This window comes from Gilvimarinus agarilyticus, assembly GCF_000832015.1.
Taxonomy (GTDB): domain Bacteria; phylum Pseudomonadota; class Gammaproteobacteria; order Pseudomonadales; family Cellvibrionaceae; genus Gilvimarinus; species Gilvimarinus agarilyticus.
Genome location: NZ_JXCJ01000001.1, coordinates 3,462,207 through 3,482,237, shown reverse-complemented (window position 1 = coordinate 3,482,237; position 20,031 = coordinate 3,462,207). Strand labels below are relative to the sequence as shown.

General features: G+C 53.4%; 14 protein-coding genes. 9 read left to right on the top strand and 5 right to left on the bottom strand.

Going from position 1 to position 20,031, the window contains the following annotated elements; genetic code table 11:
• Positions 1–202 precede the first annotated feature (202 nt).
• Complete coding sequence (locus SD69_RS15080; RefSeq protein ID WP_052481208.1) at positions 203–1,147, top strand: sensor domain-containing diguanylate cyclase; 945 nt, start codon at positions 203–205, stop codon at positions 1,145–1,147.
• Between the two features lie 44 nt (positions 1,148–1,191).
• On the opposite strand, the gene SD69_RS15075 is transcribed toward SD69_RS15080, so the two are convergent.
• Positions 1,192–2,865 carry a sensor domain-containing diguanylate cyclase gene (locus tag SD69_RS15075; protein WP_198144110.1) on the bottom strand — a complete coding sequence of 558 codons (1,674 nt, stop codon included), beginning with the start codon at positions 2,863–2,865 and terminating at the stop codon, positions 1,192–1,194.
• Between the two features lie 355 nt (positions 2,866–3,220).
• Here SD69_RS15075 and SD69_RS15070 point away from each other — a divergent pair, with 355 nt between their 5' ends.
• Positions 3,221–3,547, top strand: coding sequence for a YnfA family protein (locus tag SD69_RS15070; RefSeq protein ID WP_041524898.1), 327 nt, complete (start codon positions 3,221–3,223; stop codon positions 3,545–3,547).
• 73 nt (positions 3,548–3,620) lie between these two features.
• On the opposite strand, the gene SD69_RS15065 is transcribed toward SD69_RS15070, so the two are convergent.
• A complete protein-coding gene (locus SD69_RS15065; protein WP_232301216.1) occupies positions 3,621–6,740 on the bottom strand; it encodes a glycoside hydrolase family 9 protein in 3,120 nt (1,039 codons plus the stop codon).
• A gap of 521 nt (positions 6,741–7,261) precedes the next feature.
• On the opposite strand from SD69_RS15065, the gene SD69_RS15060 reads away from it, so the two are divergent.
• Positions 7,262–7,783 carry a disulfide bond formation protein B gene (locus SD69_RS15060; RefSeq protein ID WP_041523862.1) on the top strand — a complete coding sequence of 174 codons (522 nt, stop codon included), beginning with the start codon at positions 7,262–7,264 and terminating at the stop codon, positions 7,781–7,783.
• 15 nt (positions 7,784–7,798) lie between these two features.
• Here SD69_RS15060 and SD69_RS15055 read toward each other — a convergent pair whose 3' ends face one another.
• Together SD69_RS15055 and metE are read right to left on the bottom strand one after the other, a co-directional pair.
• Positions 7,799–8,536, bottom strand: coding sequence for a peptidase associated/transthyretin-like domain-containing protein (locus SD69_RS15055; protein ID WP_157471716.1), 738 nt, complete (start codon positions 8,534–8,536; stop codon positions 7,799–7,801).
• 278 nt (positions 8,537–8,814) lie between these two features.
• Positions 8,815–11,091, bottom strand: a complete 2,277-nt coding sequence (gene metE, locus SD69_RS15050) for a 5-methyltetrahydropteroyltriglutamate--homocysteine S-methyltransferase (RefSeq protein ID WP_041523860.1) — start codon at positions 11,089–11,091, stop codon at positions 8,815–8,817.
• 120 nt (positions 11,092–11,211) lie between these two features.
• Between metE and SD69_RS15045 the strand changes: the two genes are divergently transcribed.
• The 3 genes from SD69_RS15045 to SD69_RS15035 all read left to right on the top strand — a co-directional run bounded on the left by SD69_RS15045 (position 11,212) and on the right by SD69_RS15035 (position 13,622).
• Entirely contained in the window at positions 11,212–12,099 is an 888-nt protein-coding gene (locus SD69_RS15045; protein WP_041523859.1) for a LysR family transcriptional regulator, read from the top strand.
• Between the two features lie 100 nt (positions 12,100–12,199).
• Complete coding sequence (locus SD69_RS15040) at positions 12,200–13,234, top strand: alpha/beta hydrolase (protein ID WP_052481206.1); 1,035 nt, start codon at positions 12,200–12,202, stop codon at positions 13,232–13,234.
• A 10-nt stretch (positions 13,235–13,244) separates the two neighbouring features.
• Positions 13,245–13,622 carry a PA4575 family protein gene (locus SD69_RS15035; RefSeq protein WP_157471714.1) on the top strand — a complete coding sequence of 126 codons (378 nt, stop codon included), beginning with the start codon at positions 13,245–13,247 and terminating at the stop codon, positions 13,620–13,622.
• Positions 13,623–13,723: 101 nt separating this feature from the next.
• Here the strand turns inward: SD69_RS15035 and SD69_RS15030 are convergent, their stop codons facing one another.
• Positions 13,724–14,194 (bottom strand): DUF2780 domain-containing protein, encoded by a 471-nt coding sequence (locus SD69_RS15030; RefSeq protein WP_052481205.1) that lies wholly within the window; start codon positions 14,192–14,194, stop codon positions 13,724–13,726.
• Between the two features lie 222 nt (positions 14,195–14,416).
• On the opposite strand from SD69_RS15030, the gene pbpG reads away from it, so the two are divergent.
• The 3 genes from pbpG to tpiA all read left to right on the top strand — a co-directional run bounded on the left by pbpG (position 14,417) and on the right by tpiA (position 20,029).
• Positions 14,417–15,370 (top strand): D-alanyl-D-alanine endopeptidase, encoded by a 954-nt coding sequence (gene pbpG / locus SD69_RS15025; protein ID WP_041523856.1) that lies wholly within the window; start codon positions 14,417–14,419, stop codon positions 15,368–15,370.
• A 30-nt stretch (positions 15,371–15,400) separates the two neighbouring features.
• Entirely contained in the window at positions 15,401–18,946 is a 3,546-nt protein-coding gene (locus SD69_RS15020; protein ID WP_041523855.1) for a response regulator, read from the top strand.
• Between the two features lie 321 nt (positions 18,947–19,267).
• Positions 19,268–20,029, top strand: a complete 762-nt coding sequence (gene tpiA / locus SD69_RS15015; protein ID WP_041523854.1) for a triose-phosphate isomerase — start codon at positions 19,268–19,270, stop codon at positions 20,027–20,029.
• The last annotated feature ends 2 nt before the right edge of the window (positions 20,030–20,031 follow it).

The following is a 20,031-nucleotide window of genomic DNA, read 5'->3' as shown; positions in this document are numbered from 1 at the left end:
TAGCCGAGCGCTGAATTGTTTTGCAGGGCCGTGCAATCGCTCAGCGGGGTGTGTGCCTACGGGATTAGTGTGGCCTGTAATGTCGTGTAATGGACGTGTATTTGTGAGAGGTGTTATACGTTTTGCGCCAGCTATTTACGCGGGTTTTAGGGCCCTACAACAACATTCTTACCCCGTGTCGGGTAACCATTTGGATGAGATTATGCACACTCAAGCTAATCCTGCGGTTGCGTCGCCATCGGTTGTGTTTGACCGAACTCTGTTAAAGGCGATACAGGAGGCTTCGCCAGATGCCATATTGGTGGTCGATGGCCAAGGCTTGGTGGTGTCATTTAATCAGCGCTTTTTAGACACATGGCAGATTGCAAATGATTACGTGGCAGAGCATCAGCGGGCCGATGGCACCATAGTAGAAGAAACGTTATTGGCCCCGGCCCAGAGCCTCTTAAAGTCGCCTGAGCCTTTTTTGGCTAGGCTTGCCCAGCTTTACGCCAGCCCTACAGAGGCAGATTTGTGTGAAATTGAGTTGACCGATGGCCGGGTGTTGGAGCGCCACAGTGTCGGGCTGCAAAGCGATGACGGCCAGTACCTGGGGCGCGTGTGGTTTTTTCGGGATATTACCTCTCACCGATTACTGGAGTCGAGCTTACGCCATATCGCCTGTGTGGACACGCTTACCGGCGAAATGAATCGCCGCCACTTTCTTGAGTGTGCCGCCGCCGAATTTACCCGCGCGCGGGAGCAGCAGTATCCACTGGCAATTTTGATGATCGACCTAGACCACTTTAAAAAGGTGAACGACTGCTACGGCCATGCCGCTGGCGATTATGTGCTGGAGGCCACGTGCCAGCGCTGGCGCAAGATTTTACGAGGCGATGATTTATTGGGCCGGGTAGGGGGCGAGGAGTTTGCTATTTTGTTGCCTCGTAGCGATATGGTTGCGACCGAGACAGTGGCGCACCGACTTCGTCAATCCATAACCGGTAAGCCGTTTAAATCGGATGGCCATGAAATCTTCTGCTCGATCAGTGGTGGGATGACGATGCTCAGAGCTACCGATGAAAACATTAAAGATGTTTTGTTGCGCGCTGACGATGCCCTGTATCGGGCTAAGCGAGCGGGCCGCGATTGTATTGAGATTTTATAACGAATCCGATTCAGCCGAGCTGTCAAATCTGATTGGCCGTGCGGCTAGGGGGTGGGCTCGGGCGTGTCCGCCAGCTCAGGTTGCCATAGGCAGGAGCGATTACGACCGGTTATTTTGGCGTGGTACAGGGCTTTGTCGGCGCGCATTAGCAGCAGCTCAATGGTTTCTTGCTGCGGTAAAAACTGTGCCACACCAAAGCTTGCTGTTAGTTGTAAGGAGTGCCCCAGGTAAGGTATGTGCTGGGCCTCCAGCAGAGTACGCAAACGCTCGGCCGAATCGAGCGCGGCATCGGCGGCGGTTTGCGGCATCACAATCATAAACTCTTCGCCGCCCCAGCGTGCGGCAATGTCCTCCAGCCGAACACTTTGAGCAATGACTTGCCCCGCACGGCGCAGTACCACATCGCCGCCTGCGTGGCCGTAGGTGTCGTTGAGCTTTTTGAAGTGATCGATATCCATAATAATAACGCTTAGCGGCCGGTGGTGGCGCTGGGCGTCGCTGGATAATTGTTCTAGCTGGCGGTACAAAGCGCGCCGGTTAGATAGCCCGGTGAGGGCATCGGTGTTGGCGTCTTGTTCGGCGCGCTGCTGCTCAATTTGAGTGCGCCTAAACTGTGACGCCAGAGCCAGCGCCAGGGCGGTGGCCTCGATCAGCATGCCGATTTCGGCAGCCCTAAAGCGCCACTCACTGCTGGCAATCCAGCCCCAGGTGGTGATAGCAGTAATAAAAATACCGGTAAGCCCTGCCAAGACGGCGGCCACAAAGTAATAGGCGCTTTGATTTTTATGGCAAATTTGGTGGATACCCAGTGCTAGCATCAACAGCGGGAAGGTAACCATAAAACAAAAGGTCACGTAGAGTGCGGCGCCCTGTTGGCCTAGCAGGTAGGTGATGGCAATTGCCACGGCCACCAGAGCGATTAGACCGAGCGTGATACGGTAGCCAAAAACAAAGCGCCGGCGCACGTCGAGAAATGCCAGAGTAAACAGCAAACCACTGGAGCCACATAAGTTCATTAACACTGGCTGAGCCCACTGTTGCCACAGCGGTGAGTTGGGCCAAATCCAGGCAAAGGCGTGTCCCGTATAAGAAAAATTTGAGGCGGTAAAACACAGCAAATAAAAGGTGTATAGAAAGTAGCGTCGATCGCGCAGGCCAATAAACAGCATGGCGTTGTAAAACGTTAGCGCGAGTAAAAAGCCGTAGCTTAGGCCATAACTAAACAGACTGTTCGTTGCAAAATTCTCTAGTGCTTGGGGAGTAATAAGGCGCAAAGGCACCATCATGGGGTCGGGCGTTTGTAGCCGTAATACTAATAGGTTGTCACCGGGCGCAAATTCCAGCGGCAGGATAAAACCGGTAAGCTGCTCGGAGCGCTCACCATAATGGTAGGCATCGCCCATCTGCCGTTTAAGCGCTAATTTGTTACCGTGCAGCAAGTACACATCGATACGATTGAGCCAGGGAGTGTCGATATAAAGGCGGCGTTCTTTAATGTGGTTGCCTTGATTGCTCACCGGCAGCACGATCCAGGTGCTGGGGGCGCTAATACCAAAGCTCATGACCGAATGGCGGCTGGGGATAAACTTACCCGCTTGCCAATGCTCGATAACAGTGGCGAGCTCAGCCTGGGTTGACTCGCCAGACTCTTGCCAATAATGGGCGTGTTTACCCAGCGGTTGGGTTGTGTCGCCAAGCTCGGTGAGTGACACCGCCATGCCATGATGACTTGTGACAATCGCTACAAAGCACAGCAGCATGGCCGCTGTCAGCCGAAGTAATCGGGCTGATAAAGCTGCAGGGAGTGTCCTTGGCAGGTAGTGGCTTCTGTCCATAAATAGGATCTTTTGCTGCGGCTCATCTGTCCTAAGGCCATTGGCTTAGGGGATTGTTATGCAATGTAAAGATGAATCATAGTAGAAATAGACGACTCGCTCAATCAAGCGTGTGCGGTTAAGCTCGCCGCATAACGCGGTTGCGCGCTAATTATTACACTCATGACTCACGCTGTGGTTGCTAAAAGTGGGCATTTGTATTCGGAGGTATAACTTGGAATCAGATTTGCCAGTGACGGTGTTGCGCACGCTGGGTCTGTTTGTGGCCACGGCGGTAGCCGAGATAGTGGGCTGTTACTTGCCCTATTTGTGGCTGCGGGAGGGCAAAACCGTATGGTTATTGTTGCCCGCTGCTTTGAGTTTAGCGCTGTTTGCCTGGCTGCTCACCTTGCACCCGAATGCGGCGGGGCGGGTATATGCTGCCTATGGCGGTGTGTATATTTTTGTCGCGTTATTGTGGCTTTGGTGGGTGGACGGTATCCGGCCCACGTTATGGGATTTGGTGGGGGTGGTGGTAGCGCTACTGGGGATGGCGATCATTATGTTTGCGCCGCGCCCGAGTTAACGTGCCCATAAAAAAGGGCCGGCATATCACTATGCCGGCCCTGGTGTGGGCCCGTTAAGGCCTTTACGGGTTGTTACTGATCACAAACGCTACCGCTAACCGCCGGTACTACGGCGTTGGCAGAGCCCTTGTTAACCTGAAAACCAAACTCGGCAGACTGCCCCGGCTGGATTGTACTGTTCCAGCTAAGGTTGCTTGCAGAGTGCGGGTTAGAGCCAGTGACATTGGCGTTCCAGGTGTTGACCAACGTGGAGCCATCGCTGTAGCTCCAGTTAACGTTCCAGCCATTGATAGCACTGTTGCCACTGTTGGTGATACGAATCAGCCCGGTGTAACCGCTGTTCCACTCGTTGGTTACAATGTACTCACACTGACCGCCACCACTGGCGGCTTCTACCGTCACGTTACTGGTGACTGTGTCGGTGTCGGTGCCGTCGCTGGCCGTTAACGTCACGGTGTAGCTACCCGCCGAGGCGTAACTAACACTGGCGGTTTGACCGCTGGCGGATTGGCCGTTGCCCAGATCCCAGGCAAAGCTCAGATTGTCGCCATCCGGGTCGGCCGAACAGCTGGCATCCAGGTTAACGGTTTGACCGACATTCACCGTGATATTGGCTTGATCGACACAGGCCACAGGCGCTGTATTCACCGGCTCGCTGACAGCGTTTAAGCTGATTGTGTCGGGGGAGCCCACTTCGGCACCGGAGTCGTCTAGCGCGACAACCGTTACGGTAAACTCGCCCACCGAGCTAGGTGCGCTCAGTACCACGCTGTTGCCACTGGTTACATCGGTGATCACCATGTCGTTGACGCTTACCCGCACGCCGTCAGCGTTGGCGAGATTAAACTGCACAGTGAAGTCAGCGCCCAGCTCTACTTCCGTGCCGTTAGCGGGAGAGCTAATGGCGACAGAAGGCACCAACTCGGCCTCGACGTTAATATCTACCACCGCCGGCTCTGATACACCACCGGCGTTGTCCGTGACGGTATAAGTCAGGCTGTCGCTGCCGCTAAAACCATCGTCGGGGGTGTAGCTTAAGTTGGCGCCAGAGCCACTTAAGGTACCGCTGGTAGGTGCTGAGGTGACATTGTATTGCGTCACACTGCCGTCGCTGTCTGAGCCCTCAAGCTGAATGTCGACCGCTGTTTCAAACGCGGTAGTCACGCTTAGGTCGTTGGCGGTTGGCAAACAGTTAACCCCGCTGCTGCCACCACAGCCGCCACCGGGCTCTTCGCCTTGTAGCAAGCCGTCATCGCCATACACCGGAATGGTATCTGAAGGGTAGCCGTACTGATCGCTAGGGTCGTTGTAGGCGGCCATCCACGAAGGGTCATTGGTGTTGTCCCACACACTGGCATCGGTGTTGGTGGGCAGCGATGCGCGAAACTGTACTTCACGGCGATGCGCCGATTGACCGCCCGGGAAGATCGTATCACCGGTAAAACTTACTTCGGCGTAATAGATATGATCGGCCGGGTCGCCCCATGGGTGAGGGCCTGTGACATTGCTCGCCTGAGAGTACGCGGTAGAGATGGTGACATCGGCGGCGCTGTAGCCCGCGTCGTACACCTCGCTCAGATCATAAAAATAGCGGAACGACAAATCGTCGCGCCCTTGCGCCGGAGCGGTGCTGCGATTTTGGATTACGCCGCGAATTTCCACGTGGCGAGGCCCTTCGCTGTTGATGGTGGCACCGACCAGGAACTCCTCATGAGCTGGCTCCTCAGGCGGAAATTGCGATTCGGGCAGTGGCTCGCCACCGTAATCGTTATAAAGCGCTGCGGCGGCACTGGTAAAACCGGAGTTATAGTCCACGGCCACTTCGTTCATGATGTAGTCGCCGCGATCTTCGGTGTAATTGGTGTCGGCATCAGGCCCGGCCACCACGGCACCGTACAGAATGTGGCGCTGTTGCTCTGGCACTTGCAGGCTGTCTGCCCATGAGCCGTGTGAGCCACGGTGATGCACATTGGTGGGGTAGTTGTTGCCGTAGCCAATTAAGAAGCTGCGATTAGCGGGGTTTTCTCCCAATATATAATCAATTTGGGTTACGCCAAAGTCTTGATAACGGCTGTACAGTGGGTCGGATTCGCCCAGCGCGTCGGCGTAATAAAGCGATAAATAAGCGATGTTGGCCGCATAGCGGTTCACGCCCCAGCCGGACCCATCGACCACCACGACACCACCGGGGGTGCGCTTGCCGGCGCCGATGCTCCAGTGATCCAAATAGCGCTGAGCATCGGTATGGTAGCGCTCGTCACCCAACAGCTTCGCCATCATCACGTAAACGGCATAGGCTTTGTCGTTCCAGCCCAGTGACCAGGTGTATACGGGGGTGTCCGACTGGGTTTCGTTACCCATTTGATCGTAGTACCCAAGCGCTTTGGTTAGGTAGTCGTCATTACCCGTGGCGCGCCACAACCATAAGGCACTCCAGGCGAGCTCGTCCCAGTAGACGCCGTAGGTTGAGTTGTAAAAGGCTTTTGCGTCAGTAATACAGTTAGAGTACGCGTTATCGGTGCCATCGGTGCCGGTGGTTTGCTCTGCGAAAGCAAACAGTTGCTCGGCGTGTGTTAGCAGGGTGCTGGCATAGGCCGCGTCGTTTGGCGCGAATACCATAGACGACGATGCCATCGCAGCGGCCGTTTCGGCGGCCAGGTCTACGCCTGGGCAGCTCAAGTCGATCTTCATGGCCTGACGCGACTCGGGGATCTTGTGGTGCACGACTTCGGCCGGCCCCCAAAAGGTGTGATCTGCCGAGCCTACCCCAACTTGGCCGTAAAGCACATTGGGAGATGGGTGGGCGTTAATAAAGTAATCGTTAACGAAGCGCAGATTGTTTAGGATGTGTTCGAGTTGCCCCGAGTCTTCATACGCTTGGCGGTAATCCACCGCGCCCCACGCCAATAAGGTGGTGGTGGCGGCCATCGGGAAGCCGAACTTTACGTGATCGCCGGCGTCAAACCAGCCGCCGCGCAAATCCAGGCCAACGTCATCGCCATCGGTAGGAGTTGAGTCGCCGCGCCAGGGGACGCGGTTCCACTCAGGCAACGGACCGGCTTGTTGCGCCTCGTAAAAGTAGATAGATTTTTGCAGCGCCTCGCCGTAATTCTGAGTTTGGGCATTCGTTTGCGCGATGCTGAGTACGGATATAGAACAAGCCACATGGGCGGCAATCTTTTTAATGTTCAAGATAACTCTCCTAGTTATTGTCGTACCAAGTCAGGCCGTCGGTGGTAAAATGCGACGACTTTTTTTGGTTTTTAAGTCCTAAGCGGTAAGGGCATTCTTGCTGCGGTTTTGCAGGCAAGGTTACCGCTGCGATAGGGCATTGCACTACTACTGCGCGCAGCCGATAAATCGCTCGGCTAGTCTGAGCAATGTCATCGGTCTCGCGCTGTGCGCACGTCACGAAAATCAAAAAATATATACGTGTTAATTCACGTATTTTTGATAAACATGAGGCTCATTAACCGTAGAAGTAAAAACAATACTTGCCATAAAAACTTTCCAAAAAGTGAACGGGTTTTGTTTTTAGTGGCGTAGCGTTTCTATTGGTATGACGATAAGGTTAACGTTAAGGGAGGACGAGTTGATTAGGATGTTTTTTTGACCGACATAACGATTGGTTTGGCGTGGCATAAAATTTTTGGGATGAGGCGTCTACGCCTCTTTTACAAAAAAGAAATTGATAACGATAACGAGGCGATGACATGAAGGTAAGTTTTTTAAATCGGTTGTTGTATTCGGCGCATTGCCGCTATTTTTGGTTGGCGGTGGCTGGTTTGATGTTGGCGCTAGAAATAGGGGCTTTGTTGTTTCAGCATGTGTGGCACTACTACCCCTGTGAGCTGTGCATTTATGTGCGTGTCTGGGTGGCGGCTATTTTTATTGTCAGCCTGTTAGCGTTGTGGCTAAAGCGTTGGCGTGTGGGGCGGGTAGTGAGTGTTTTAGCGGGTTTGGGTTTAAGTATCGGGCTGTCGCTCGAAACCTGGAGCTTAATCAAAGTGGAATACGCTATCGGTCACGGTAGCTCTTGCGGGTTTCGGGCGAGCTTTCCGAGCTGGGCTCCACTGGATGAGTGGATGCCCTGGATGTTTCAGGTGCAAGACATGTGTCAGGCAACGCCGCCGGTTATACTGGGTTTGTCGATGGCGCATTGCTTAGTGATGGTGAGTTTCGTTTTGCTGGTTGTCTTTGGCTTGGCGTTATACGGCAGCGTGAAAAAGCCTTAGGTTTAGTGAATAGATTTAGCGTTGTACCGTCACGCCAATGGTTAGGGTGGCGGTAAACCCCTCATCTAATGATCCGCTGACTTGAGCGCTAGGCTGACCGGCGTTTTTGCCACCTAACCCATTTATATCGACTCTGCTTCGTGATCTCCTCATTTGCGAGGTGCCGGTTTCGGTTAACAGATTTATTGTTAAAGTGGCGGAAGTCGCCGGTCCCGCGCCATCGTACACAAATACCTGAACATTCAAATGCCCGCGACTATCCACGCCATTACCCGGGTAAATTGTGTGAAAGGTGACTTCACCGAGGTGGTTAACATCCTGTAAGCCCCTACAAAACGTACTCTTGGAAGACTCGATATCGGTCAATGAGTGGCTCGCATATACGCCGTTGTTGTCGCCATGCCATAGGTAAATGGCCGCTGCGGCCAATGGTCTGTTGTCGTGGTCCAGGTCGATAAGTTTAAATTTTAAGGTGAGTGGTATGCCGGGTTTGTTTTCGTGGATGGTGCCCCGCACATAAATGCCGTTGCTAAAAATATTGGCTAATGAGTAAGGTCCGGCACCTGGCTGGGTAATCACCTGGTAGTGGTTCTTGGGGGGTAAGTGCGTTTTCTCTGCAGGAGTCTGGCGTGTCTTTGATGGTAGATTCGGCCGGGTTCTGTAGCCTGTGAGCTCGTTCACTCCCACGCGAAAACTGTCAAGAATAAGTTGCTGCAGATCTGCAAATGGAACGTTATTAAGTGGTTTGTTCATAGCGCCTGCCTGAATCATAGTAGTCGGGCACTTTGAGGTGAAAATACTTGAGCAGTTCAGTGATAAGCCCAAGGTTTACATTAGAATACATTGCGCCTCAGGGGAGCGGTATGGTTTTCCCATTGTGCTCCCGGAGCAATGTGTGTAGTGAGCTTCCCAGCGGGCAACATGAGTGGCGTAGGTGAAACAATCACGGCCGAAACAGTTGCAAAATTGTTGCACAAACGATAGCCAGCCTAAGGCGTTTAACCGCCTTGGGCTGGCTGCATTACGATGAATTACGCGCTGGCGCGCAGCCGCTTAGCGGCACTCACCATATTTTGCAGTGCCGGTAACACCTCTTCCCACTGACGGGTTTTTAGGCCGCAGTCGGGGTTTATCCATAAACGTTCGGCGGGAATTCGCTCGCGCGCCTTGCTCATTAAATGAATAATGTGCTCTTGGCTGGGAATATTGGGCGAGTGAATATCGTACACTCCGGGGCCAATATCATTGGGGTAGTTAAAGTCATCAAAAGCGTCCAGTAATTCCATATCCGAGCGCGATGTCTCGATGGTAATAACGTCGGCGTCCATGTGTGCGATGGACTCGATAATATCGTTAAATTCCGAGTAACACATATGGGTATGGATTTGTGTTTCATCGGCCACCCCATTGGCGCTGATGCGAAAACACTCCACGGCCCAATCCAAATAGTTTTTCCACTGACTTTTGCGCAGCGGCAAGCCCTCGCGTAGGGCGGCCTCATCAATTTGAATAATACCGACGCCGGCTTTTTCCAGATCCTGCACTTCATCGCGTATGGCCAACGCAAGTTGTTGGCAGGTTTCGCTGCGCGGCTGATCGTCGCGCACAAATGACCAGTTAAGAATCGTCACAGGCCCGGTTAACATCCCCTTTAGGGGTTTATCGGTAAGTGACTGTGCGTACTGGATCCACTCTACCGTCATGGCATTGGGACGGCTGATGTCGCCGAATAAAATGGGCGGCTTAACGCAGCGCGAACCGTACGATTGCACCCAGCCAAAGCGGCTAAATACGTAACCGTCTAGCTGTTCACCAAAATACTCCACCATGTCGTTGCGCTCGGCCTCGCCATGAACCAGTACATCTAAGCCTAACGTTTCTTGCTCGCGCACCGAGCGCTTAATTTCGGCTTGCATTTGCGTTAGGTACTCGTCCTGTTTTAGCTCGCCATTTTTAAACTGTCGACGCGCTTTGCGAATATCCAGCGTTTGCGGAAAAGAGCCGATGGTGGTGGTCGGGTAGGTTGGCAAGTTAAAACGCGCCCGTTGCTTTTGCGCCCGCACACTGTAGGCACTTTGCCGCTCGCCAAGTTCGCGGGTAATACCGGCTACCTTTGTGCGCACGGCATTGTTGTGTACCCGGGGCGATTGGCGCCGAGCGGCAATGGCGCGGGCGTTGTCCGCAAGTTCGTTAGCAACGCTGGGGCGGCCATGGTTAATAGCGCTGGCAATAACCTGCAATTCGTCAAGCTTTTGCAGTGCAAAAGCCAGCCAGCTTTTTACTTCAGGGTCGAGTGTGGTTTCGGCATTGATGTCTACCGGTACGTGCAGCAGCGAGCACGAGGGTGCTAACCACAGCCGCTCCGATAGTTTGTCGGCAATGGGCGCTAGCCAGTTAAGCGTGGCGTTAAGGTCTGTCTTCCATATATTGCGCCCGTTAATAATGCCTAGCGATAACACTTTGTGGGAGGGCAGCCAGTCCACCACTTTATTGACTTCCGCCGGTGCGCTAATGGCGTCGATATGAATGCCGGCTACGGGCAGCTCGCAGGTAAGTTTTAGGTTATCGGCTAGCTCCCCAAAGTAGGTGGCGAGCAACAGCTTTACCGGTGCGCTTTTTAGTGTGTGATAAGCGAGGTTTACCGCGTGTTGCCAATCGGTGCCAAGCTCGGTCACCAGGGCCGGCTCGTCTATTTGTACCCATTCCACGCCTTGCTCGGCCAGTACCTGTAGCAGCTCGCTGTAGACTGGCAGTAATTTGTTTAGCAGCGCTAAACGGTTGGAGTTGTCTTTACTTTTACCCAGCCACAGGTAGGTGATCGGCCCGATGATCACCGGCTTGGTATTTACATTTTGTTGGCGTGCTTCGGCCAGCTGCGCTAATAGGCGATCGGGGTTAAGAGTAAATGTGTCGTCGGCGCTGAACTCGGGGACGATGTAGTGATAGTTGGTGTCGAACCACTTGGTCATTTCGCCGGCGTGTACGCACTGGCAATCGCTGTCGTTGTTAGAGCGGCCCCGCGCAATACGAAAATAGTTGTCCAATTCCGAGCCGGCCAGGTTACTCACGCGCGCCGGAACGTGGCCCAAGGTAAAGCTGGTGTCGAGCACCTGATCGTAAAACGAAAAGTCTCCCACCGGTGCTAAGTCGAGTTTCTGTTGCGCTTGCCAGTTTTGCGCGCGCAGCCTCTGCCCGGTTTGTTGCAGTTCGCGCTCGGGCAGCTGCCCCTTCCAAAAGCCCTCTTGGGCAAATTTAAGCTCGCGCTGGGCGCCGATACGGGGAAACCCCAGATTGTGTGTTGTTGCCATAGTGGCCTCCTAGTCATTGAGGAGGCGAGTGTAGGCAGGTTGTTGTATGATTAAAAATGGTATTATTTCATAAAATGATGAGATTTATTCATGAGTTGATTGGTAGCGGGGGAAAGTACAGTGATCGAGCGCAGCCATCTGGCGATTTTACGGGCGGTAGAGCAAGAGGGGTCGCTGACGGCGGCAGCCGAGCGGCTGCACCTGACGCAGTCGGCTTTGAGCCATGCCATCAAGAAGCTAGAGCGACAGCTGGGTACGCCTGTGTGGGAGCGCGAGGGGCGACAACTAAGGCCGACTCAGGCTGGCGCCTATCTGCTGAGTATGGCGGGGCGGCTGCTGCCTCAATTTGATCACGCCGAAGATGTGATAGCCCGTATGGCAGTGGGTGAGCGGGGTGTGTTGCGAATAGGTATGGAGTGCCACCCCTGTTATCAATGGCTGTTGAAGATAGTGGGCCCTTACTTAACGGCCTGGTCCGGCGTTGATGTAGACGTTAAACAGCAGTTTCAGTTTGGCGGTATGGCGGCTCTGTTTGGCCACGATATTGACTTGCTGGTCACTCCCGATCCGCTGCATAAGCCCGGAGTGGTGTTTACGCCGGTATTTGAGTACGAGCAAGTCTTGGTGGTGGCCAATACTCATTCGCTAGCGCAGGCCAGATTTGTGCGTCCTGAGCAGTTGGTACCGGAAACGTTAATTTCCTACCCGGTGCCGGTCGAGCGTTTGGATGTTTACAGCCAATTTATGCAGCCGGCGGGGGTGGCGCCGCGCCGTCACAAAACCATCGAGACGACCGATATTATGTTGCACACGGTTGCGGTGGGGCGTGGGGTCGCCGCGCTGCCGCGCTGGCTGGTGGAAGAGTACGCGGGCAGGTTACCCATTAGCGCCCTCAGTTTGGGTGAGTTGGGTATTCATAAGCATATTTACCTCGGGGTGCGGGCTAGCGACAGTGGGACTGAGTACCTGGATGCATTTATTAAGCAAGCCTCTGAGGTTAGTTGGTAGCGCGGGGTAAAGTTGTGGCAATAAGTGTTGCTCTATCTGGTGCCTTGTTACTGGTTGCATTAAAGTCAGACGATACTTTTAATAAGAGGAGCCAATAACAATGAATAACTCGATAGCCCATTATCTGTCTGTAGTCGCTAAGCGCACCTTATGGTTGCTGTGGGGGCTAACAACCTCTTTTGGGGTATTGGCCGGTGAGGTGACAAAACACGATGATATTGTCTGGGCTGAGGCCTCTGGGCGCCCCCTTACGGTGGATATTTATCAGCCTAACTCGGCCAGTAACGCGCCAGTGGTGGTGATCTATCACGGTGGCGGCTGGCTGATTAATAATGAAAGCGTGATGGACTCCATGAGCGCTTATTTGGCCGGGCAGGGCGGTTATGTGGTGGCCAACATAAATTACCGGTTGCTGCCCGACAATTACAACACGACCACCATGAATGAAGTCGTCGAGGATGTATTTGGTGGGCTACTTTGGGTGAAGGCCCACATCGCCGAATACGGGGGCGATCCGGCACGCATCGCCGTAACGGGCGATAGCGCTGGTGGCCACTTGGCCTCTATGGTGTTAACCCGCGGCCGGGCGTTGGAGACGGATGGTTTTGGTGGTGACAGTTTAGGGTTTAGCCCCACCTGGTTGCCCGCAGGCAAAACCGCCGAGCAGGTGGCCGCCGAAGATGGCTTAGCGGTGCAGGCGGCCGTCATTAGTTACGGTGCGTTTGATTTGTTAGCGGCCGCCCGCGGCGGGTTTGAGACAAAAGATAATATGTTTTGGCAGTTTGCCGGCGCTGAACCGCGCGGCATTTTTGGCGCCGGTGTCAGCGTACAAAATCAGCCCGACTACTACCGGGCGGTGTCGCCTATCTATAATATTCCGCAAGCGACTGCGTATCAGCTCCCGCCGCAGTGGCATCACGTGGGTAGCCTGGATACCACAACCCCGCCCGAGGCTGTTCAGGACTATGTCAATAAACTTAAAGCGGCGGGGCACCCGGCGCGCGTAACGGTCTACGAGGGCAACAATCACGCGTATATGGATACTGGGTGTATAGAAGCGCTGGGCAGCTGTTTTGATACGCACGCTGTGCCTGTGCTCAAAGACGTTTTAGTATTTTTAGAGAACAACCTGTAAAAGGCGCACCATGACGAGGCCGACAATAAATAATGCCGCTATCCCAGCGTCCCGTGATCCCATTGTATTAATGAACGGCGATTGGCGGATTGAGATTCACTTGCGCCAGGATGATAACGGCATGGCCACTTTACTGGCCTACGCTGGGCGGGCGACCACCCCCGAGCGCGCTACTGCGCAAGGGCCGTTTCAGCGCGCCGAGCAAGCGGTGGGAGCGCGGCGCGGCATTGTGCAACAGCTTATGGCCAACGGCTATCAGCTCGCGCCACTTGACTCGCCTATTTGGAGTCTCAACGCACAGCGCGATATTCGTGCTGCGCGCGAGCGCAAGCAGCGCTCGGCCGTTAGTTGTGAGTTTGACCCCAGTGATGTTTTTTTAGATTGGTAAGTGTGCGCGAGATTGATAAAGGCACTGTAGAAAGGTCATAACGCCGGGAATAAAAACGGCGGGCTGATCACCCGCCGTTTTTTGTTGTGCTCACTAAGCTCCTAGCCACCCCAGATGGAGCTAAGTTGACCCAGCAGATCGCTGCCACCGTTTTTGCCTACATAATCCATTAGGATCGGAGTAAATTGCTCGATCATGGCCGGGTCTAAGCCCAGTTGGCTAAAGGCCGAGGCAACGCCGTCCATACTGGTAATGGAGCCCATTAGTGATGAGGCGAGCCCACCGGCGGCACCGCCACTGCTGGGGATAATATCTTTGAGCATAGCGGCATTGTCGTCCGACAGCGCATTGCTGGCCAAGGCCATTAATGCCGAGGTGCCACCGGCGGCCTGAGTCTGAGATATCCCTAATTGATCGGTCAGGCTAGACATCAGTCCTGAAGCTTGGCTGGCCCCGGCTTGAGTGCTATTGACCGCTTCACTTAGGCTGTTTAAATCCAGTGTTTTGGGCGTCTCGGCGACGCTCGCCTGCGCCAGTACACACAAGCTGAGTGTTGCAATTAGTTGTTTCATCGTTATCTCCTTGGCCGTCTAAAGGCTTGAAGGGCGGGCTCCCATCAAGCGCGAAACATATTGTGTTTATAGCACAGGCATTGCTTAATTAATGCGGTTTATTGTCTGACTACGCACATTGTGAGCAAAAAAGCTGTCTATGGGGGCGATTGGTCGGGGTCGTAACGGCGCAAACCATGTTAACCTTGTGGCGGATAAAATAGCGCTTTGGGAGGCGAAGTAATGAGGTATCGGGTTCGTGGCTGGTGGCCGCTTATCGTTATGGGGTGGGGCTTGGTGGCGAGTGTTGCAGTGCAGGCCGCGCCATCACCCGATAAGCTAGAGCTCGCCTCGGTGAGCGCCTATGTCGCGCCCTTGAAGGCGAGTAAACCAAGCTATAGTAAGCGCGCCGATTGGGTGATGCCTATTGCCTCCGTTACCAAGGTAATGACCGCGCTAGTGGTGCTGGATTCGGGCGCGCCACTGTCGCAGCGACTGAGCGTAGAAAAACGTCATATTCCGGCGGCGGCAAACGCCTATTCGCGGATTCGTCCAGGCTCTAAGGCAACGCGCGGCGATTTGCTGGCGATCTCGCTAATGTCGTCTGAGAACTACGCGGCTTATTTGTTGGCGCGCCACCACCCCGATGGCTACGATGCCTTTATAGCGGCCATGAATGCCAAAGCAAAAGCGTTGGGCATGAACCATACTCACTTTGTCGACCCGAGTGGTTTGTCCGAGAATAATGTCTCTACTGCGGCCGACTTAAGTAAAATGTTAAAAGCGGCGTTTGCTTACCCAAAAGTCCGCGAGGCAACCACCGCAGCCAAACACGATGTGTGGTTTACCCACCCTGGTTACTCGTTGTACTACGCTAATACCAACCCTTTGGTGCGCAGTTCGCGCTGGGATGTATTGCTGAGCAAAACGGGTTATTTAACCAGTGCTGGCCGCTGTTTGGTGATGGTGGTGAATGTCGCCGGTGAGCCGACGGCTATGGTGATGCTCGACTCGTTTGGCAAGCGCACTCCGCTTGGGGATGCCGGGCGTATCCGGCGTTGGTTAAGTACCGGCGATGGAGGCTCGGTGGCCGCATCGGCATCGCGCTACGAGCAGGAAAAGGCCCAGACATTAGCGGCGCAAATGTTGGCGAGCCAGTCTGCCGACGCTTCCGGGGCTGAAACGGTAAGCCGTTAATACGTTAATACCCAAAAACCAGGTGGCAGTATGGCATTTAGCAGTTCGTTGGACCGTTTGTCGTACAGGCAATTTGCGTGGGTTATCGCCACCGTCGTGGTGTTTTTTGCCGCTATTTCGTTGCTAGTTTACAAAATTCTCGTCACTGATGCGCGTCACTCACTGGAGCGCGAGATCGAGATTCAGCAAGCCGAAAGTCGCTCGCAACTGACAGAGCTGTTGTCGTTACCAGCGCGTCACTTGGCGGGTATGGCCCACGAGCCGTTGATTCAATCGGCATTGGAAGAGCTCAGCCTGGACGCCAAGCACGATTTGATCGTGCAATCATTGTATTCGCTTGCCTATCGTAACCGGACGTATTTTCAGGTGCGCTGGGTGCTGTCTGACGGCCAGGAAATGGCTAAAATTTTATCCGATAGTCACGGGGTCCGGGAGGTCGAATCCAGTGCCCTGCAAGATAAATCTCAGCGACCCTACCACCAAAAAATAATTGATTTACAGCCTTACGAAACCTTTGTTTCGCAGCCTGACCTGAATGTTGAAAATGGCCGCCTGCAGAAACCCCTTACACCGACTATTCGCTACGCGGTACGATTGCCTACGGCCCACGGCCTGGATCACGGTTACCTCATCTTTAATTTGTTGTTTAACGTTAAATCTGGCGTGTTTTCAAGCTCTCAAAGTGAGGCGGACGTTTACCTCGCCGATGCACAAGGCAACTGGCTTACCCACCCAGAGCCCGATAAAACGTGGGGGCATATTCTGGGTTCTGGGCACTCAATCGCGACGGATGAACAGAGTCTATGGCAATCAATATCCTCGGCGACTATGGCCTCTTCCGTATTGGAAAGCGCGAGCGGCTATTGGAGTTGGGTCAAGGTTGCTCCACAACTAAAAAGTGCGCCTGATCAACCGCAGGCGGGTTTTACACCTATTTTACTGCTGACTCATATTCCCGCCTTCGAAGTAGAGCAGCGCTTTAGGTCTGCTCACTGGCGAGCGGTGTTGTTTATGTTGCCGGTGTTGCTGGTTATGCTACTGGGCTGCTGGTTTTACTATCGCTTGTTTAGTAATGCCTCTGAGTTACGTCGTCGAGAGCATCAACGCAGTGTCGATTTACAAAGGCGCAACGACTTTATTAATACCGTCACAGAATCGTTGCCCAATATGATCAGCTATTGGACGCCGCAAGAAAATTGCAGTTATGCCAATAGTAGCTTTAAGCAACGCTACGGGATGGGTGCAGTGTCCTCCGGTAGTACGAATCTGGCCGATGTTCTTTCAGCCTCTGATTATTATGTTTGGCAGGGGTATTTTGAGCGTTGCTTAAGCGGTAAAAGCGTTACTTTTAATCACCGGTTGGGTGATGGCGATAGCATGCAGCACTTGCAAGTCCATCTGGTGCCGGACATCGCCCGTGGCCCCAGTCTCGGGCTGGCCTCCAACGTTCTTGGTGTTATTGCTATAGCGACCGATTTGACTGAAGTGATCGGCGCTAAAGAGCAAGTGGAGACACTCAATAGCCAGTTGCAAGTTCGCACGCGCCAAGCCGAGGCCGCGGCGGCGGCTAAGAGTGCGTTCTTGGCAAACATGAGCCATGAAATTCGTACTCCCATGAACGGCATTATTGGATTGATTGATATCCTTAAGGGGACGGGGCTGGCCCTCGAGCAGCAGGAGTACGTTGACAAGCTAGGGCAGGCATCACGCGCGTTACTGGCAATTTTGAACGATATTTTAGATATCTCGAAACTTGACTCTGGCAATGTAAAAATTATCAACACACCTTTTCAGCCCGAGCAATTAATAAGTTCGGTAGTGGGCTTGTTTGAGTTGGGGTTAACTAAAAAAGGGGTAGAGCTGCATACCTGGGTGGATCCGACATTGCCCGCAAGTTTGTTGGGGGATCCGTATCGCCTGGCCCAGATTCTTAATAACCTGGTAGGCAATGCCAGTAAATTTACCCACAAGGGGCAGGTACTTATTACCGTGAGTGCCGAATCACACCCTGAGGCCGAAGCGCAGGTGCGGTTTTCGGTTAAAGACACCGGGGTGGGTATCGCCGCCGAAAAAGTCGAGCATATTTTTAAACAATTTAACCAAGCGGATGACGCTACCGACCGCGAATACGGTGGTACGGGTTTAGGCTTAACGATTTGTCAAAAGCTGGTGCATTTGATGGGCGGCAGTATCGGCGTGAACAGCACACCGGGACAGGGCAGCGAATTTTATTTTCAGCTGCCCTTGCAGTTGGCTGACGAGCTAGAGCAAAAGCTTGCGCCAGCGTCGATCAACCGGGTGCTACTGGTGGATGACAGCCATACCTCTAACGAAATTCTAACGGCTTATTTAGATGCGTGGGGAGTGGCAGCAGATGCTGTTACCACGGTAGCGAACGCGCTCGAGCAATATCAAAAAGCACTGCAAGACAAGCCCTATGATTTAGTGTTACTCGACTGGAAGCTGGGCGATGAGGACGGCGTCGACCTATTGCGTTCGCTCGCGTCACTACAAGGTTCGGCTGCTACCAACCCGACAGAGGCTGAAGGTAAAAGCGTCGGCCAGATCATTATGGTGACCGCCTATGATAAGAACGATTTGTTAAAAAAGCTCAAACAAGAGGGGCGAGAGTCAACGCCGGTAATATCAAAACCGGTACTACCTTCTACGTTGTATAATTTAGTAAAAGCTGAACATGTCAGCGCCGTGACCCATGGGGCTGCTCGGACTGCAAGCCAATCGCTGCACAATGACACAGAAAAAGCCCGCCTGTTAGCGGATAAAAATATTTTGCTGGTTGAAGACAATGCCTTAAATATCGAGGTGGCGACTACGCTATTGGCGCAAGTGAGCCTTAGGGTTGAAGTCTGCATAAGTGGTGTCGAGGCCTTGGCCGCGGTCGGGAGCAAAAGCTACGATGCCATTTTGATGGACTTGCATATGCCCGAGATGGACGGTTTTGCCACAACACGGCGCTTGCGTGAAATGGACGAAACCAAAACAGTGCCTATTATTGCGCTTTCGGCGGCCGTGATGAGCGAAGACATCGCCCAGGCAAAGGCGGCGGGAATGGACGACCACCTAGGTAAGCCGTTTGATTTGAGTGAGTTGCTGGATGTTTTAGTTCACTGGACGACGTGTTCGGCAGCGGGGGGCGATGTTGATCGTACGGATTCTGCTTTACGCGAGCCGAACACATCCACGCCTGTGGTGCCTCTATCGGGCGAACCGCATCAGGATCGCCTTGCTTTGCTGTTTGAGCAGATGGGTACCGATGGCGCAGAGTTGCGACGCCGCTTTCAGAATAATGAAACCTTGATCATGACTTTGCTGGGTAATTTTGCTAAGCATCACCCGGACTGGCCGGCCGAGCTGCGTACGCAGCAGAGTTCGGGCGAGCATTTAGCGCCGTTGTTGCACACCATTAAAGGCACAGCCGGGACAATGGGGCTCATGGAGCTTAGCGCAATGGCGGAACAGGCAGAAACGCAATTGCGCGCGGGCCAGGCGCCGGATGTAGAGCCTTTGGCTAGCCTGATGCAAAAAACGCTTGATGCTATCGTGAGTCACGCTTAACGTCCGCTCGTCCTGTCACTCCGCTGTTTAGCTACAGGCGATACTCTTGCGCGTTGCCACGGCTTGTTGGTAAGGCCAAATTGTGTGACAAATATCGTAACCGGTTTCAGGTGGTGCGTTATTGTCACATTAAAGGTCGGTTGATATTTCTCTAAATTTTCATTTTCGAGCGTAACCCCCCTGATTGTCGACCAATTTTCCCCTATTATGGGTAAAGATTAGAAATTCTATTTGGCTAGACCAATAATGCCGATTGGGGTAATATTGGTAAGTCATAAATTTTAACTGGTTAGGCAAAAGCCTGTTTGAGGATGTTGGTCGATGAAAAAACGCGCTCCGCTCGTGGTAGCGAACTGGAAGTTAAACGGGGGCACCGATTTAATCTGCACCTCGGTCGCTTCAGTGTTAAACAAAAGCTTTAAAGCAGAAGTGGGTATTGCGCCCCCCTATGTATACATCAGCGACATGGTGAGCTTCTTACGTAACTCCAGCATCCTGGTGGGAAGCCAAAACGTGAGCAAGTTTGCCTCGGGCGCTTTCACCGGTGAGACCTCGGCGCAAATGCTAAAAGAGGTGGGTTGTGGCTTTTGCCTGATCGGGCACTCGGAGCGGCGGCAAATGTTTCTGGAAAACGATGCGTCTTGCCACACCAAAATTGAACGCGCGCTGAGCGCGGGGTTGATGCCTATTTTATGTGTCGGCGAAAATGACCAGCAACACGAGCTGGGTTTAACACAGGATATTTTGTACCGTCAGCTGCATCAGGCACTACCGAATATAGAGTTGCAGGGCAAACGGCTCTGTATTGCCTACGAGCCCGTTTGGGCTATCGGCACGGGCAAGGCAGCCAGCGCCGAGCAGGTGCAAGAAGTGCATCAATATATTTACCAGGAGTTGTGCTCCATCTTAGGTGAAGAGCTGGCCGAGGGCGTGCAAATTCTCTACGGCGGTAGTGTTAAAAAAGACAATGCGGCCGAGCTGTTGGCAATGCCGAATGTCGACGGTTTGTTGGTGGGTGGCGCGAGCCTGGATCCAGAGCACTTTGCGCAAATTTGCACCATTGCCAACGACGTAGCGCCTTAGCG

Excerpts from the sequence above, each read along its gene's own strand:
- SD69_RS15035 (WP_157471714.1), top strand. The coding sequence starts at position 13,245 with ATGACGAGGCCGACAATAAATAATGCCGCTATCCCAGCGTCCCGTGAT.
- SD69_RS15060 (WP_041523862.1), top strand. The coding sequence starts at position 7,262 with ATGAAGGTAAGTTTTTTAAATCGGTTGTTGTATTCGGCGCATTGCCGC.
- pbpG (WP_041523856.1), top strand. The coding sequence starts at position 14,417 with ATGAGGTATCGGGTTCGTGGCTGGTGGCCGCTTATCGTTATGGGGTGG.
- tpiA (WP_041523854.1), top strand. The coding sequence starts at position 19,268 with ATGAAAAAACGCGCTCCGCTCGTGGTAGCGAACTGGAAGTTAAACGGG.
- metE (WP_041523860.1), bottom strand. The coding sequence starts at position 11,091 with ATGGCAACAACACACAATCTGGGGTTTCCCCGTATCGGCGCCCAGCGC.
- SD69_RS15075 (WP_198144110.1), bottom strand. The coding sequence starts at position 2,865 with ATGGCGGTGTCACTCACCGAGCTTGGCGACACAACCCAACCGCTGGGT.
- SD69_RS15030 (WP_052481205.1), bottom strand. The coding sequence starts at position 14,194 with ATGAAACAACTAATTGCAACACTCAGCTTGTGTGTACTGGCGCAGGCG.
- SD69_RS15040 (WP_052481206.1), top strand. The coding sequence starts at position 12,200 with ATGAATAACTCGATAGCCCATTATCTGTCTGTAGTCGCTAAGCGCACC.
- SD69_RS15055 (WP_157471716.1), bottom strand. The coding sequence starts at position 8,536 with ATGAACAAACCACTTAATAACGTTCCATTTGCAGATCTGCAGCAACTT.
- SD69_RS15080 (WP_052481208.1), top strand. The coding sequence starts at position 203 with ATGCACACTCAAGCTAATCCTGCGGTTGCGTCGCCATCGGTTGTGTTT.
- SD69_RS15020 (WP_041523855.1), top strand. The coding sequence starts at position 15,401 with ATGGCATTTAGCAGTTCGTTGGACCGTTTGTCGTACAGGCAATTTGCG.